This is a genomic window from Erythrobacter sp., from assembly GCF_024305245.1.
In the GTDB taxonomy this organism is placed as follows: domain Bacteria; phylum Pseudomonadota; class Alphaproteobacteria; order Sphingomonadales; family Sphingomonadaceae; genus Erythrobacter.
Genome location: NZ_JAMWYX010000015.1, coordinates 27,410 through 43,716 on the forward strand (window position 1 = coordinate 27,410; position 16,307 = coordinate 43,716).

Genomic DNA, 16,307 nt, shown 5'->3' on the forward strand with positions numbered 1-16,307 from the left:
ACGGCTGATCGGGCGGCACCTTCGCCCCAATCGAAAGAGCATCCTGCCTTCTGACCTCAACCGCTTTTGAGCATTGGACAAGTTATGGCGACCGCAGCCCCTGAAGCCCCGCTGATCGCCCCGGCGCAGGCGACACCCGATACGCCGCGAACCGGGCCGACGAATGATCGGATCGTGGCGCTCGACTTCGTGCGCGGTGCGGCGCTGTTCGGCATCCTGCTGATGAACATTTCCGGCTTCGGTCTGCCGCACGCCTATGGCAACCCCACCAATGCAGGCGGTGCAGAAGGGATCAATCTGCTGTCCTGGATCATCATCGTGGTCGGGTTCGAAGGCACCCAGCGCGCGCTGTTCTCGATGCTGTTCGGCGCAGGAATCATCCTGTTCACGTCCCGGCTCGAAGCGAAGGGCCGCACCGATGTCGCCGACATCTATGCCCGGCGCAATCTGTGGTTGACCTTTTTCGGCCTCGTCAACGGCTTCATCTTCCTGTGGAGCGGCGACATCCTGTTCTATTACGGCCTGATTGCGCTGATCGCATTTCCGTTCCGCAAGCTCGCGCCCAAATGGCTGTTCGCCATCGCGGCCGGCGTGCTCGCCTTCGGTGCCAGCTGGGGCGTGCTGGACACCATGGACCAGCTGGAAAAGCACGCGGCCTACGAAGTGGTTGCAGCCAAGGACGGAGCGCCAACGCCGGAGCAGGAGAAGCATGCCAAGGAGTGGGAGGGCGCGCTCGAACAGTTCGAATACACGGCAGAAGAACAACAGGCCTATGTCGCGGCGCGAACCGCCAGCTATACCAGTGCCTTCGCGCAGGTCGCCGAGGAAACGCGGGGCGCGCAAAGCTGGGCGTTCTATCGCTACATCTTCTTCGATGTCTTCAGCATGATGCTGATCGGCCTCGGGCTGTTCAAACTGGGCGTCTTCACGCTCGAACGCTCCACCCGGTTCTACGCGGCATTGGTCGTCATCGGATATGGCATCGGACTGACCGTCAACGTGTTCGAGACCCGCTGGATCATCGACAACGGCTTCAGCATGCTCGCCTTCAGCCAATCGCAGATGACCTATGATCTGGGCCGTCTTGCCACCACGGCGGGGCATCTGGGCCTGCTGCTGCTGATCGCGCGTTCGGGCATTTTCCCGTGGTTCCAGCACGCGTTGGCCAGCGTCGGGCGGATGGCGTTCACCAATTACCTGACGCATTCGGTGGTCTGCGCGACCCTGTTCGTCGGGCTGGGCTATTTCGGGCAGCTTGAGCGGCACCAGCTTTATTATGTCGTGTTTGCGATCTGGGGCGCGCAATTGATCGCCAGCCCCCTGTGGCTGCGCCATTTCCGGATGGGCCCGCTCGAATGGCTGTGGCGCGGCCTGACCTATGGCGAACTGCCCGCACTGCGGCGCGACACCGCGGTCGCATGATGAGCGGGCAGGCCGCCTCCACCACCCTGCAAAAACGGCTCGGCCTGCCGTTCGCCATCGCGATCATGGCCGGATCGGTGATCGGTGCAGGCATTCTGCGCACGCCGGGCGTGGTCGCAAACGAGGTGCCAGTGTTCTGGGCGGCGATGGCGGTATGGGCGCTGGGCGGGGTTTACGTGCTGCTCTCGGTCAATGTCGCGTCCGAACTGACCACCGCCCTGCCGCGAGCGGGCGGAATGTATGTGCCGGTTCGAGAAGCATTCGGCGATGGTCTCGGGTTGCTGGCGGGGTGGGCCATGTGGGCGGGCGGCGCGGCGGGCATGGCGGCGTTGTCGCTGGCCTTCGCCGAATTTCTTGCCGTCGCCATCCCCGCAATGTCGCCCTTCACCGCGCCGGTTGCGGTCGCCGCCTTGCTGATGGTGACGGGATTCAACGCGATCGGGGTCGAAGAAGGCCGGATCTCTAACATCTTCGGGCTCGCTCTCAAATTGCTGCTGCTGTCGGGCGTCATCGTCGCCGCCTTCACCCTCGAATCTTCCGGTTCATCCAGTGCCGGAAGCGCCGCCTCGTTAGTGTCCCCTGGCGAGGCGGCAATCGGCTGGATCGCCTTCATCACCGCCTTCCAGATCGTGCTCGGCGCCTATGACGGCTGGCAAGCGCCGGCCTTTTTCGCCGAGGAGGACAAGGACCCGGCCCGCAACATCCCGCGCGCGTTCTTCGTTTCGGCCGTGATGCTGATGGCGATCTATCTCGCCATCAATCTCAGCGTGTTCAGCGTGCTCGATGTCGAGACATTGCGCGGGTCGGATCTGCCGGTGGCGCTGCTGATCGAGACACTGCTGGGGCCGGTCGGACTCAAGATAACCGGCCTATCGGCGGCGATCATGGCACTGCTTACGCTCAATGCGATCATCATGGCCCAGCCGCGCATACTCTATGGCATGGCGCGCGACGGACTGTTCCTGCACAGCGCCATACTGGTCAATCGCGGCGGCACGCCGTGGGTGGCGCTGCTGATCGGGGCGGTGGTGGCGATCCCGATGATCCTGACCGGCGCCTATGTCTTCGTTTTCAAGATCCAGGTCGCCGCCGGACTGCTGGCAGCCGTGCTCTACAACGCGGCTTACTTCGCGCTGCGGCTGAAACGGCCGCATATGCCGCGCCCGTTCCGCGCGATCGGGCACCCGGTGCTGCCCGCGCTGATCCTGGCGATCACCACCGCGCTGTTCGCAGCGGTGGTGATCGCCGATCCGGTGTCCGGCCTGTGGGTCGCAGCACTGATCGGTGTCTGCGTGCCGGTGGGCCTTCACCTCGGACGGGAACGCCGAAGGGTCGACGTCATCGGCCAAGTTTGAACGGGTGAGCCGAAGGCGGGATGCAAGCTCCCCCGTCAGCCGCCCTTGCGGCTGGCTTCGGCGGCTTCGATCACTTCGTCGTCCCACGTCACCTGCGTCTGGGTCTGCGGATTGAAGCGGCCATCTGCGTATGTCGCCGCCTTGGCCGCAGCGATTTCCGCCTCGGACAGGGCATCGCTCGGCTCCAGCGAAAAGACATCGATCCCGCGCGTAATTTCGGTGCCGTAGAGGTGGCCGTTGTACCAGTAAACCGACCAGTATCCGCCCAGTACCAGCTGCTCGTCATTGATCGGGCCGCGGTCGAAATAGGCGATTTCCTTGGGCGCATCACTGTCGGTGAAATCCATCACCGAAAGCCCGCCCTGATACCACGCCTGCGCGAACAGATCTCGTCCCGGCACCGGGATGATCGAGCCATTATGGGCGACGCAGTTCTCCATGTCGCTCTGCGGGGCCGGCAGCTTGTAATGGGCGCGGAACACCAGCTTGCCGTCGACGATATCGTAGATCGCATTGGCGCCCCAGGTCTTCGGATCGGACGCCTTGCAGCGCGGCCGCCCGCCGCCGCCCCATTCGTCGGTGAAGATCACCTTGGTGCCATCATTGTTGAAGGTCGCCGAATGCCAATAGGCAAAGGTGGTGTCTGTCACCGCATCGATCCGCTTGGGATTGAGCGGATCGGCGATGTCGAACAGGATGCCGTTGCCCGAACACGCGCCCGCGGCGATGTTGAGGCTGGGGAACACGGTGATGTCGTGGCACTGATTGGTCTGGCGGCTATCCTGCGCGCCCTCCTCGATCTGGCCGCCCTTCCACAGGCCGGCGATCTCACCCGTTTCTTCATCGGCAAAGACGCGCGGGCTGCTGACGATGCGTGCCTTGCCCGGATCCGCCACCGGGATTTCGATCACATCGATGCTGAACAGCGCGGTGCGGGTGCTCGACGGGTCGTCGACGCAGCGCGCAAGCTCTTCGGTCTCGCGCACCCGACTGGTGCCCGAATTGTAGACGATGATCTTTTCAGCATCGCTGCTCACGACCGAGTGGGTGTGACTGCCCCGGCAGGTCTGCACCGCGCCGACCTGGCGCACGGCGCTGAGATCGGAGATGTCGAAGATGCGCAAGCCCCGGAAGCGTTCTTCGCTGACGTCTCCGGCGACGCCCTGCAGCCCGCAATCGACGCGGCCGCGCGTCTGCTCGACACTCATCACGAGCAGGTCGCCGACCACCGAGACATCGCCCTGCCCGCCCGGGCAAACGACCGAGCTCATCAGGTTCGGCACACCGTCGGCGCCCAGCTTGTAGATGTTGAAGCCGTGGTAACTGCCCGCCACCATGATATCGTCGAAGAATGCCATGTCGGTATTGGCGAAATCGAGCAGCGGGGAACGCTCGGCGAATTCGGTGAGGGTTTCCTCCTCGCCGCGCTCGGACGCTTCGCTTGCATCCGCTTCCGGTGCGGGGGTGGCTTCGGCAGCGGGCTCGGCCTTGGCCTTGTCGTCCTTTTTCGGAGCGACCGGCGGGCGCAGGTCGGCGGGGTTGCCGGGGTTGAAGAACCCGGCGGGCTTACGCAGACTGGCGACCTTTTCGAGGTTCATGATCGCTTCGCCGGCGTCGGCGAACCCGGCGGCCAGCCCGGCGCGCGGGTCTTCCGAAAGGCCGGCCAGCAGCACGTCCATCCGCTCGATCTCGCCGGTCTGTTCGTTTTCGATATCGCCGATGAAGCGAAAGAGCACCGGGTCGGCAGCCGTCCCCGGCTCCTCAAGCAGCTTCTCGACCATCTCGACCGCGCCTTCGTGGTGGGCAATCATCAGTTCGAGAAACTGGCGGTCGAACTCGACCGAATCGGCTGCGGCGAGCGCCTGCATCTGCTCCGGCGATGCCATTCCCGCCATCATATGGTGCATGTGGTGGCCGTGCCCCTTCATCGCCGGGTCTTCCACCGGCTCGCCCCGCTCGGCCAGCCATTCCTGCATGAAGGCGATTTCGTCCGCCTGGCTCGATTCGATCCGGCCCGCGATAGCGACGATTTCCTCGGTATTGGTGCGATCCTTGACCAGCACCGCCATTGCCACCGCCTGGTTATGATGGACGATCATGTGCTGCATGAAGGCGACATCGGCAGGCGCATAGCTCGCCGCGGCCAGCTTGGTCGCTTCCTCGGCGCTCAGCGTACGGCTGCTTTGCCCCGGCGCGCCGGGCTGAACGATCGGCACGTTCTGGGCCAGGGCAAGGCCCGACGTGCCGAGCAGCAAAGCGGAAAGGATGGCGCCCGAGGCGCGCAAGGCTGGTGCGTTGGTCATGATGTCCCTTCAAACCGGAATGGTTGACGGACAACCTGCCTCCAATGTCAGCGCAGTCAAGAGAGTGAATGACGCGGCAAGTCCGCTTTCGACGGAATTACGATTCTGTCCGAGGAGGAGCATGGGGCGCCGCACGGCAGCCCGGTCGCGTCATGCGCACCTTTCACCGCACGAGGCGAAACGAAGGCTTGCCGCGACGAATCGCCCATGACTAGTATGACCATTAAGTTGCCGGCAACCATGAAGGAGTAACATCAGGCCATGGTACGCACCCGCCTTTCCGCTTTCGTCACCGGCCTTGCTGCCGCCTTCGCGATGCTCGCCATGCCGGCGCAGGCAGGCGCCAACGAGCTGCAAGCAAACTTCGATCAGGCATTCGGCACCGATCCGCGCCAACCAGAAAGCTTCGAGGCGATCTACGCCAACAGCTTTGCGCAGCGGATTGCCGAACTGGCCGATCCCGCGCAGGGCCGCATCGGCGTGGCCGCGGTCGATCTGGCCACGGGCGAGGAAATCATGGTGCTGGGCGACCAGCTGTTTCCGATGGCCTCCACCAGCAAGATCGCGGTGGCTGCGACTTTCCTCGAAATGGTCGAACAGGGCCGGTATTCGCTGACGTCGGAATTCCCGCTGATGCTGCCGGTGCGCTCGGCGAAATATTCTTCGTCGCGTGCGCCCGTGCGCGAAGGGCAGTACATGCCCGCGATCGACCTGATCGAGATCATGATCACCCGGTCGTCCAACCCGGCAACCGATGCGCTGCTCGCAGCGGTCGGCGGGCCGGCAGTGGTGACCGACTGGGTGCGCCGTAACGGCATCAATGAATTCAGCATCAACCGCGACATCGCCACACTGGTGCGCGACGATGGCGAATTCAATCCGGCGAACCATATCGACACGCGCGACGCGGCGACCCCGCGTGCCATGGCGCAATTGCTGTCGGGGCTTTACCGCGGCGATTACCTGTCGGACGAAAGCCGCCGCGTCATTCTCTCCGCGATGAGCCGTACGGTGACGGGCAAGCGCCGCATCGTTGCCCACATCCCGGACGATGCGCGGGTGAGCCACAAGACCGGTTCGCTCTACAACACATCCAGCGATATCGGCCTGATCGAATGCCCCGATGGTCGCACCATTGCGGTGGCGATCTATGTCACTGGCCAAGGCACGCGCCTTGCGCGGGAGCAGCGGATCGCGGCGATTGCGCGCGCGCTGTATGATGGCTTCACCGTTCGCGCCAAGCAGCAGAACCCGGTGCGCAACTGGACGGCAGCACCTTACAACACCGGCGGCTGATGCCGCTGCGGCCTGAGGCCTGAGAAGGCAAACAAAAAGGGCGGCGCCTCGCGGCACCGCCCTTCTGTTTGATCTGCACCGCCGGGGCGGCGCGATCAATCCGAATTATTCGGCAGCAGCTTCAGCTTCGGCAGCCACGTCAGCAGCGGCGTCGGCAGCAGCTTCGGCGCCTTCGGCGGTCGCATCAGCAACTTCTTCAGCGGTCGCGTCGACAGCAGCTTCGGCTTCCATCACGGCAGCGTCGGCGTTGACTTCGGCGTCAGCAGCCATTTCTTCGGTGGCGGCTTCTTCGGTGGTGGCGGTTTCACCGCAAGCAGCGAGACCCAGAGCCGAAGTGGCGATGGCGGCGGCGAGAATGATCTTGCGCATAATTCTGAAATCCTTGTTCGATGAATACCCCACGCCTTTTTCGGAGCGTGGCGAAACCGGAATCTGAACCCCGGTTCGAGGTCTCAAATAATGGCAGGATTGAGGCAATGCAAGGCAAATAAGGCGTAGCCGCCCAAATTCTGCCATCTTCTCGCCATAATTGGGCAGGCCAACTGCCTCGCTCAGGACAGGTGACGGGGGCGGAACCCTCAAGAAAACCGGCTACCCCGCACAGCTTGCGGGTGCTAGCAGACCGCATGGCCGAACCCCAAGAATCCACCAAGCAACATCTCTATCTCGTCGATGGATCGTCCTATATCTTCCGGGCCTATCACCGGCTGCCGCCGCTCACCAACCCCGAGGGAACTCCTGTGGGCGCGGTCTATGGCTATACGACGATGCTGTGGAAGCTCGCCGCCGATCTCGACGAAGCCGAGGGGCCGACGCACCTTGCCGTGATTCTGGATGCCGGATCGATCAGCTTTCGCAACGACATCTACGACCAGTACAAGGCCAACCGCCCCGATCCGCCGGAAGATCTCGTCCCGCAGTTCCCGCTGATCCGCGATGCCACGCGCGCCTTCAGCCTGCCCTGTATCGAGGAAGCGGGGCTGGAGGCCGACGACATCATCGCCTCCTACGCCCGCGAAGCCCAGCGCATGGGGTGGGACGTGACCATAGTGTCGTCCGACAAGGACCTGATGCAGCTGGTGGGCGAGGCCGACAGCCCGCACGGTCCGGCCCGTATCGACATGCTCGACACGATGAAGAACCAGCGCATCTACCTTGAGGAGGTCGAGGAGAAATTCGGCGTGCCGCCCGAGCTGGTGGGCGATGTGCTGGCGCTGATGGGCGACAGCGTGGACAATGTGCCCGGCATCTTCGGCATCGGCCCCAAGACCGCGAGCAAGCTTATCGCCGAACACGGCTCGCTCACCGCCGCGCTCGACGCCGCGCCAGACATGAAGCCGACCAAGCTCAGGGAACGCCTGATCGAAAGCCGGGCCGACGCCGAACTCAGCAAGGTGCTGGTGACGCTGAAAGAGGATTGCACTCTGCCCCAGCCGATCGACGAGATGAAGCTCGGCAAGATCCCGCCCGAGCCGCTTGCCGCTTTCCTCGAAAAGCACGGCTTCACGTCGCTGCTGAGGCGGCTGGGCGGCGGCAATGGCAGCCCGGCGCGAAAGACCGATCTCAATCCGCCCAAACCGACGACGGCTGGCGATATCGCCAAGGGCAACGGCGATGACGGGGCCAGCCAGCAGCCCCTGCCGGACATGCCCCCCATCGATCACAGCGCCTATCGGACCGTGCAGACGCTGGAGCAGCTCGAAGGCTGGATCGCCCGCGCCCGAGCAGCGCGGCTGGTGGCGGTGGATACCGAGACAACCTCGCTCGACGCGATGCGCGCCGATCTGTGCGGCGTCAGTCTGGCGATCGGCCCCAACGATGCCTGCTACATCCCGCTGGCCCACGGCGGGGACGACATGTTCGCGCAAAAGCCCGAGCAGGTGCCGATGCAGGCCGCGCTCGCCGCGCTCAAGCCGCTGCTGGAGGACGATTCCGTCCTCAAGGTGTTCCAGAACGGCAAGTATGATCTCAACGTCCTCGCCCGTCAGGGGATCGGCGTTTCCCCCATCGACGATACCATGGTGATCAGCTTCGCGCTCGATGCCGGGCGCGGCGAGGAAGGCATGGGCGGCGGGCACGGTATGGACGAACTCAGCCAGCGCCACCTCGGCCACAGCCCGATCCCGTTCAAGGATGTGTGCGGCACCGGCAAGAAGGCGATCCTGTTCAGCGAAGTCGCAATCGACCGCGCCACGCTATACGCCGCCGAGGATGCCGACGTGACCTTGCGGCTCTATCGCCACCTCAAGCCGCGCCTCGCCAGCGAGGGCGGGACGCGCATCCATGAACGGGTCGACCGCCCGCTGATCCCGGTGGTGGCGGCGATGGAGCGCGAAGGCATCCGCGTCGACCGTGCGCGCCTCGCCAAACTGTCGGAGGAATTCGCGGTCGAGATCGGCCGGCTGGAGGGTGAAATCCACGAACTCGCAGGTCAGGAATTCACCGTCGGCAGCCCCAAGCAATTGGGCGATATCCTGTTCGACAAGCTCGGCCACAAGGGCGGCAAGCGCGGCAAGAGCGGGCAGTATTCGACCGATGTCTCGGTGCTGGAAAAGCTTGCCGCAGACGGCGCGCCGATCGCCCGCAAGGTGCTGGAATGGCGGCAGCTCGCCAAGCTGAAATCGACCTATACCGACGCGCTGCAGGCCGCGATCAACCCGGCGACGGGCCGCGTCCATACCAGTTACAGTCTGGTCGGCGCGCAGACCGGGCGGTTGTCCTCGACCGATCCCAATTTGCAGAATATCCCGGTGCGCACCGCCATCGGCCGCCAGATCCGCGAGGCTTTCGTTCCCGAACCCGGCAACGTCTTGCTGGCGGCGGATTATTCGCAGATCGAACTGCGGCTGGCGGCGCACATGGCCGACGTCGACAGCTTGAAGGAGGCTTTCGCGGCGGGCGAGGACATCCACGCTCGCACCGCACGCGAGATGTTCGGCGAAGTCACCCGCGACACCCGGGCGCGGGCCAAGACGATCAACTTCGCCATCCTTTACGGCATCTCGCGTTGGGGGTTGGCGACCCGGCTCGAAGTCGCGCCGGACGAGGCGCAGGCGATGATCGACACCTATTTCCAGCGCTTCCCCGGCATCCAGCGCTATATCCACGAAACGCTCGAAAGTGTGCGGGCCTGCGGGTATTCGGAGACGCTGTTCGGCCGCAAGACATGGTTCCCGCGGATCAATTCAAAGAACCAGGCCGAACGGCAGGGGTCGGAGCGCGCCGCGATCAACGCACCGATTCAGGGCACCAGCGCGGACATCATCAAACGCGCGATGGTGCGGATGCTCCCGGCGCTGGCAGACGAAGGTCTGCACGATGTGCGGATGCTGCTGCAGGTGCACGATGAACTGGTGTTCGAACTGCCCGAAGCCCGCGTCGAAGCGGCAACCCCGATCATCAGGCGGGTCATGGCCGAAGCCGCGCTACCATCGGTCGACCTCACGGTTCCGCTCGGCATCGATATCGGCACCGGCGCAAGCTGGGACGCGGCGCATTGATCCGGCGAGGCCTGCTGATACTGGCCTCACTGGCCGGACTGGGCATCGCCTTCGGTAGCGCGCTGATCTGGAATGCGCGCCGGACCCTGCCCTTCAACAGCGAAGGCCGCTATTTCGATCCCGAAACCGCCGTGGTCGTGCACCAGCAATCGGTTGATGCCTATGCGATGCTTGCTGTCGCTGCGGGATTGGTCGGGATGGTCGCGGGGCTGATGGCGCGAAACCGATAGAGCGACGATAGAGCAATGTTCCGCTAATGTTTCACGTGAATCATTAGCGGAAGGTCGCCACCTCAATCGTGCTTCTTCTCGCGCGTCGGTGTGAGCATTTCGGGCGTGATGAAGCCGATCGGCTGCACCTCGGCAGCGCGCTTTTTCAGCTCGCCGCGCATCTTCTTGTATTCGCTCTCCATCGCCTCGGTGACGGTGGCACGCGAATCCTTCAGCGCCTCGTCGAAATCCTGCTGGCTGACTTCGCTCACGTCGCCGCCCACTCGCCGCAACGCGGACAGGCCGGCGCGGCGCACCAGGTCTTCCAGATCGGCGCCGGTAAAGCGCTCGGTCTTGTCCGCGAGCGCCGCCAGATTGACGCCGTTCGCCAGCGGCATCTTTTCCGTGTGGATGCCAAGGATGTGCTCGCGTCCCGCCTTGTCAGGGGTGCCGACATAGACCAGTTCGTCGAACCGGCCCGGACGCAGCAGCGCCGGATCGACCAGCGTCGGACGATTGGTTGCGCCGATCACGATCACCGATTGCAACTCCTCCAGCCCGTCCATTTCGGCAAGGATGGTGTTGACCACGCGGCCGGTCACCTGCGGTTCGCCCTGCCCGCTACCGCGTGCGGGAACCAGGCTGTCGATCTCGTCGATGAACACCACACACGGCGCCACAGCGCGGGCGCGGGCGAACAGGCGCGCGATCTGCTGTTCGCTTTCGCCGTACCATTTGGACAAGAGGTCCGAGCTTTTCATCGAGATGAAATTCGCCTCGGCCTCTTTCGCCACGGCTTTCGCCAGCAGGGTCTTGCCGGTGCCCGGCGGGCCGTAGAGCAGGAAGCCTTTCGCGGGCCGGATGCCCAGCCGCCGGAACGCGTCGGGGTTCTTCAGGGGAAGTTCGATCCCCTCCTTCAGCTTGTCGATCGCCTCGCCCGCGCCGCCGATATCGCTCCACGCGACATTCGGTACCTGCACCATCACCTCGCGCATGGCCGATGGCTGGACGCGTTTAAGCGCGCTGAGGAAATCGTCGCGCAACACGCACAGATCCTCCAGCACGTCCTGCGGGATGGTGCGTTCGTCGAGGTTGAGCCGCGGCATGATCCGCCGGACTGCCTCGATCGCCGCCTCGCGGGTGAGCGCGGCGATGTCCGCACCGACGAAGCCATGCGTGACGCGCGCCAATTCCTTCAGGTCGACCGTTTCTTCCAACGGCATCCCGCGGGTGTGGATCGAGAGGATTTCGCGCCGCCCGCGTTCATCGGGCACGCCGATCACGATCTCGCGGTCGAACCGGCCCGGACGGCGCAGCGCCTCGTCGATCGCATCGGGGCGATTGGTGGCGGCGATGACGACCAGATTGGCGCGCTGCTCCAGCCCGTCCATCAGCGTCAGCAGCTGCGCGACAAGGCGCTTTTCCGCCTCACCAGGCACTTGCGTGCGCTTGGGCGCGATCGAATCGATCTCGTCGATGAAAATGATCGCGGGCGCGGCGCGGCTGGCTTCCTCGAACACTTCGCGCAGGCGCTTTTCGCTCTCGCCGTAACCCGACCCCATGATTTCAGGGCCGTTGATGGTGAAGAATTCCGCGTCGCTTTCATTCGCCACCGCCTGCGCGAGGCGGGTCTTGCCGGTGCCCGGCGGGCCGTGCAGCAACACCCCCTTGGGCGGTTCCACGCCGAGGCGGATGAACAATTCGGGATAGCGCAGCGGCAGTTCGACCATCTCGCGCAGCTGGCGGATGGTGTCCTCCATCCCGCCGACATCGTCATAGTTGACGACCGCACGGCCATCGCGCGGCTCCTCGAACTCGGCGCGCAGTTCGACCTCGGTGTTCTCATCGATGTGGACGATGCCCTTGGGGCTGGTCGAATGCACCGACAGCCGGATCTGGGTCAGCGCATAGGCGGGCGCGCGCAGCAATTGGCGCACGTCGGACGGCATGTTCTGCACCGGCTGCTGGCCGGTGGTGGCGACCAGATCGCCCGCGAACAGCGGCTTCCCGGAGAAATTGCGCTTCAGCGCCTGAGTCGGCCCCTGCAGCCGCATTTCACGCTGCGCCGGGGCGAATACGACGCGGGTGGCAGGGCGCGATTCGGCGCGGGCGATTTCGACATGCTCGCCCGATCCGGCTTCGGCATTGCCGCGCTGCAACCCGTCGAGCCGCACCACGTCGAGCGCATCATCCTCGGGGTAAGCGGCCATCGCGATCGCGGCGGTGGTGCGCTTGCCGACGATCTCGACCACATCGCCCTCGGTAATGCCGAGCTTCTGGAACGCCGAGCGCGGCATGCGGGCGATGCCCTGCCCCGATTCCTCCTGCCGTGCAGGCGCGACCTGCAAGCGGACGGTGCGTGTGGGCGCGGAGGTTTCTGCTTCGGCCATGGGGTGTTCCTGCGCTTGCCTGTGTTTGCGTGACGTGCACGATTAGCTAGGCATGGCCCCCGGCGATTGCAATCAAGCTTGGCCGGGCTGCCGCAGACGGCAGGTAAGCGAAACCGTGGATGCGCCACAGGTCGCTCTCGTCCGGAAAGACGACGGCGCATCGCGGATCTGCGCCGGGCGAAAAAGCCCTTCACGCCTCACGATTGTGCCGGACAAAAAAAGCCCGGCACGCCTTACGATTGCACCGGGCAAAAAAAGCCCGGCACTGAGGCCGGGCTCATAAGTTTGGGAGAGGATGCCTAAAAGGCACTTCGCATTTGCAGCAGATTCGGAATTTGTGCAAGTGCGTAAAGCGCTTGTGAGGTTGCAACACACGCAACTAGCAGGCGTTGCGGACAGCCGCTGGTGTCAGAAACGCACATTCTCTGCCTAAAAATCGGGCATTCGGTCAACTTGTAGGCAAAAAATGTCATACTTGTCATATTGCGCCGCAACATGAACTAGCTTTCAACTTCGCGTAGCCCCGGTGGTGACAGCGGCGCCCGAACGCACTAATCACCCTCGGGATATCCCGCTGGGATTGTCCGTGCTGAACACAAATCAAGTCAGGCAGGCCCGATGACAAAGCTTTACCCCGATGCCGCCAGCGCGCTGGAAGGCGTTCTGAGTGATGACATGCTGATTGCCGCAGGGGGTTTCGGCCTGTGCGGCATTCCCGAACGGCTGCTAGACGCGATTCGCGACAGCGGCGTGACGGGACTGACCTTTGCCAGCAACAATGCCGGGATCGACAACGAAGGCATCGGCAAGCTGCTGCGCACCCGGCAGGTCAAGAAGATGATCAGCTCCTATGTCGGCGAGAACAAGGAGTTCGAGCGGCAGTATCTTTCCGGCGAGCTCGAAGTCGAATTCTGTCCGCAAGGCACGCTGGCCGAACGGATGCGGGCAGGCGGCGCAGGAATTCCGGGCTTCTACACCCGCACGGGCGTCGGCACCGCGGTGGCCGAAGGCAAGGAACACAAGGACTTTCCCGATCGTGACGGCGTGATGCAGACCTACATCCTCGAACGCGGCATCTTTGCCGACCTGTCGATCGTCAAGGCGTGGAAGGCGGACGAAACCGGCAACCTCATCTTCCGCAAGACCGCGCGCAATTTCAACCTGCCCGCTGCGACCTGCGGCAAGATTTGCGTCGCCGAGGTCGAGGAAGTGGTGCCCGCAGGCAGCCTCAAGCCCGATCAGATCCACCTTGCCGGGGTGTTCGTGAACCGGATCGTGTGCGGCGCGCCCTATGACAAAAGAATCGAGTTCCGTACTGTTCGGGAGAGGGAGACGGCGTGATGAACCGCAGGATCGTTTTGCTACCCTTGCTGGTTTTGGCAAGGACATCGCTTTCCGGGTGTATTGCCGTGGCGATCCCTGCGCTGGCTGGCACTGCAATGGTGGGCAGCCGCGTGGATGGCCAGGGGCCGGACCAGACTGCGCCCAGCAGACCCGTAACCGATATTGCGGCTGCCGCTCCGGTTCCGGCGCCATCGATTACGGTCGTGCCTGCAGCGACAACCGCTGCGGCCCCTGCTGCCGCACCTGCTCCCGCAGTCGCCGCGCCGGTCGCTCCGGTGCCAAGCGCCCCGACCACGAACGCTGCTGCGCCAGCCATTTCAGCCGCCACGGTCTTGCCGAGCGCTGCACCGCGCGCCGAGCGGTTCGGCTTCGCCCAGTTCGTGCGCTATGGTAGCGGCGTGGCAGCGGTCAGCGCGCAGGCCAGCAGGCCGCTTTCCGCGATGCTGGCCGATCCGATCGCGCTCGATGGCATGCGCAAGCGCTGCGATGCAGGCGAACAGCCGGTGGCGGTCGTCGTTCTTGACCCGCAAGGCGGCCTCTTCGCCCGGCCTGCCGAAATCGTGAAGAATGATGGTCTGGCGCTCGGGCTTGCGGTCTTGCGCGAAGCCGGGGTGCAGATCGCCTGGGTATCCGACGTGCCGGTCAGCCAGATCGGTGCCGTGCGCACCACGCTGGAGCAATCCGGCCTCGACCCGCGCGGGGAGGATATCGTCTCGCTGCAACGCAACCCCAAAGACCTTAAACAGTCGCGCAAGGAATCGCTCGCCGCAACGTCCTGCATCGTCGCGATCGCCGGCGACGAAAAGGCCGATTTCGACGAACGCTTCAAATATCTCAAAAATCCCGAAGCGGGGGCTGCGATCGAAACCGCGATCGGCGACGGGTGGTTCCTGATCGAGCCCCTATTCCCTGCGGCCCTCCCCGCGGCCAAGTAAGGACACCAGCACCAATGACCACGCTTCCCGAAGGCTGGAGCCGCGACCAGATGGCGGCCCGCGCCGCGCGCGAACTGAAAAACGGCTACTACGTCAATCTCGGCATCGGCATCCCGACGCTGGTGGCCAATCACATCCCCGAAGGGATGCTGGTGACGCTGCAGAGCGAGAACGGGATGCTCGGCATCGGCCCGTTCCCCTATGATGACGAGGTCGATCCCGACCTGATCAACGCGGGCAAGCAGACCATCAGCGAACTGCCGCACAGCGCCTATTTCGACAGCGCGACCAGTTTTGCGATGATTCGCGGCGGGCATATCGACCTGACCGTGCTGGGCGCGATGGAAGTGGCCGAGAACGGCGACATCGCCAACTGGATGATTCCCGGCAAGATGATCAAGGGCATGGGCGGCGCGATGGATCTGGTCGCAGGCGTCAAGAAGATCATCGTGGTGATGGACCATACCGCCAAGGACGGCAGTCCCAAGTTCATTCCCGAATGCACCCTGCCGCTGACCGGTGCGGGCGTGGTCGACATGATCATCACCAACCTCGCCGTGTTCCAGCGGCCCGACCATGCCTCGCCGTTCCGGCTGATCGAGATGGCACCGGGCGTGACCGAAGCCGATATCGCGGCGACCACAACCGCGCGTTACGTGGCCTGATGCGGCGTGTCCTTGCAGTCGCCGCCCTTGCGCTGGTCGTCGTGATCGGCGGGATCCTTGCCTTCACCTCGCCCCCGCGGCTGCTGTCGCTGTATGACCGGGCGGCGGGCGGCGGCGCGGGGGCGCGGCAGGTGGCAGAGGGAGTCGCTTTCGGCAGCCACGGCCAGAGCCTCGACATCTGGTTGCCCGAGAGCGCGGCGAGCGACGCCGATCTGCCGGTGGTGATCTTCTGGTACGGCGGCGGCTGGGCCAAGGGGGACCGCACCGCCTATGCCTTTGCCGGGCGCGCGCTGGCAAATCAGGGCTTTCTCGTGGTGATTCCCGATTACCGCAAGGTGCCGCAAGTGCGCTTTCCCGCCTTCCTCGACGACGGGGCCGAGGCGGCGGCGTGGGTGGAGGACAACATCGCTCAATACGGCGGCGATCCGACGCGGCTCGCGTTCATGGGCCATTCGGCAGGCGCCTATCAGGCGATCATGCTGGCGCTGGATAGCAAGCGGCTGGTCGCGGCCGGAGCCGATCCGTCCAACGTCAAAGCGGCGGTCGGCCTGTCCGGCCCGTATGATTTCTACCCGTTCGACAGCCCGCGTTCGATCGCGGCGTTCAGCCAATGGCCGCAGCCTGAGGAGACGCAGCCGATCACCTATGCCAGCGCCGACGCGCCGCCGCTGGTGCTGGTGACGTCGGAGGGCGACGAAACCGTGCGGCCGCGCAACACCAACAACCTTGCCGCAAAGCTGCGGGAGCTGGGCGCGCCGGTGGAAGTCATCAATTACGGCCCGCTCGATCACGAAGAGGTGGTGATGGCGCTGTCCAAACCGTTCCGCAGCAAAGGCCCGGTGCTGGCCGACAGCGCCCGGTTCCTGAAGGCGCAGATGGGCGAATAGC

Annotated in this window: 12 protein-coding genes; 9 read left to right on the plus strand and 3 right to left on the minus strand. The window is 64.4% G+C overall.

The window, feature by feature from the left end; translation table 11 throughout:
• Positions 1-84 precede the first annotated feature (84 nt).
• Together Q0L48_RS15755 and Q0L48_RS15760 are read left to right on the plus strand one after the other, a co-directional pair.
• Positions 85-1,422 carry a DUF418 domain-containing protein gene (locus Q0L48_RS15755; protein WP_296722539.1) on the plus strand — a complete coding sequence of 446 codons (1,338 nt, stop codon included), beginning with the start codon at positions 85-87 and terminating at the stop codon, positions 1,420-1,422.
• Entirely contained in the window at positions 1,422-2,777 is a 1,356-nt protein-coding gene (locus Q0L48_RS15760; protein ID WP_296722541.1) for an APC family permease, read from the plus strand. The genes Q0L48_RS15755 and Q0L48_RS15760 overlap by 1 nt, the downstream gene beginning before the upstream one ends.
• Before the next feature lie 35 nt (positions 2,778-2,812).
• Here the strand turns inward: Q0L48_RS15760 and Q0L48_RS15765 are convergent, their stop codons facing one another.
• A complete protein-coding gene (locus Q0L48_RS15765; RefSeq protein WP_296722542.1) occupies positions 2,813-5,080 on the minus strand; it encodes a DUF305 domain-containing protein in 2,268 nt (755 codons plus the stop codon).
• A gap of 261 nt (positions 5,081-5,341) precedes the next feature.
• On the opposite strand from Q0L48_RS15765, the gene Q0L48_RS15770 reads away from it, so the two are divergent.
• Positions 5,342-6,376 carry a serine hydrolase gene (locus Q0L48_RS15770; protein WP_296722543.1) on the plus strand — a complete coding sequence of 345 codons (1,035 nt, stop codon included), beginning with the start codon at positions 5,342-5,344 and terminating at the stop codon, positions 6,374-6,376.
• Positions 6,377-6,481: 105 nt separating this feature from the next.
• On the opposite strand, the gene Q0L48_RS15775 is transcribed toward Q0L48_RS15770, so the two are convergent.
• Positions 6,482-6,892, minus strand: coding sequence for a hypothetical protein (locus Q0L48_RS15775; RefSeq protein WP_296722545.1), 411 nt, complete (start codon positions 6,890-6,892; stop codon positions 6,482-6,484).
• Between the two features lie 110 nt (positions 6,893-7,002).
• On the opposite strand from Q0L48_RS15775, the gene polA reads away from it, so the two are divergent.
• Both polA and Q0L48_RS15785 read left to right on the plus strand, forming a co-directional pair.
• Positions 7,003-9,876, plus strand: a complete 2,874-nt coding sequence (gene polA, locus Q0L48_RS15780) for a DNA polymerase I (protein WP_296722548.1) — start codon at positions 7,003-7,005, stop codon at positions 9,874-9,876.
• Positions 9,873-10,106, plus strand: a complete 234-nt coding sequence (locus Q0L48_RS15785; protein WP_296722549.1) for a hypothetical protein — start codon at positions 9,873-9,875, stop codon at positions 10,104-10,106. Before polA ends, Q0L48_RS15785 begins: the two co-directional genes overlap by 4 nt.
• Before the next feature lie 62 nt (positions 10,107-10,168).
• Here Q0L48_RS15785 and Q0L48_RS15790 read toward each other — a convergent pair whose 3' ends face one another.
• Positions 10,169-12,475, minus strand: a complete 2,307-nt coding sequence (locus Q0L48_RS15790; protein ID WP_296722551.1) for a CDC48 family AAA ATPase — start codon at positions 12,473-12,475, stop codon at positions 10,169-10,171.
• A gap of 618 nt (positions 12,476-13,093) precedes the next feature.
• Between Q0L48_RS15790 and Q0L48_RS15795 the strand changes: the two genes are divergently transcribed.
• From Q0L48_RS15795 to Q0L48_RS15810, 4 genes are read left to right on the plus strand one after another with little or no spacing between them, the layout of a single operon-like run.
• A complete protein-coding gene (locus Q0L48_RS15795) occupies positions 13,094-13,816 on the plus strand; it encodes a CoA transferase subunit A (RefSeq protein ID WP_296722554.1) in 723 nt (240 codons plus the stop codon).
• Positions 13,816-14,754 carry a hypothetical protein gene (locus tag Q0L48_RS15800; RefSeq protein ID WP_296722556.1) on the plus strand — a complete coding sequence of 313 codons (939 nt, stop codon included), beginning with the start codon at positions 13,816-13,818 and terminating at the stop codon, positions 14,752-14,754. Before Q0L48_RS15795 ends, Q0L48_RS15800 begins: the two co-directional genes overlap by 1 nt.
• Before the next feature lie 14 nt (positions 14,755-14,768).
• Positions 14,769-15,419, plus strand: coding sequence for a CoA transferase subunit B (locus tag Q0L48_RS15805; RefSeq protein ID WP_296722558.1), 651 nt, complete (start codon positions 14,769-14,771; stop codon positions 15,417-15,419).
• Entirely contained in the window at positions 15,419-16,306 is an 888-nt protein-coding gene (locus Q0L48_RS15810; protein ID WP_296722560.1) for an alpha/beta hydrolase, read from the plus strand. Before Q0L48_RS15805 ends, Q0L48_RS15810 begins: the two co-directional genes overlap by 1 nt.
• Position 16,307: the final 1 nt, after the last annotated feature.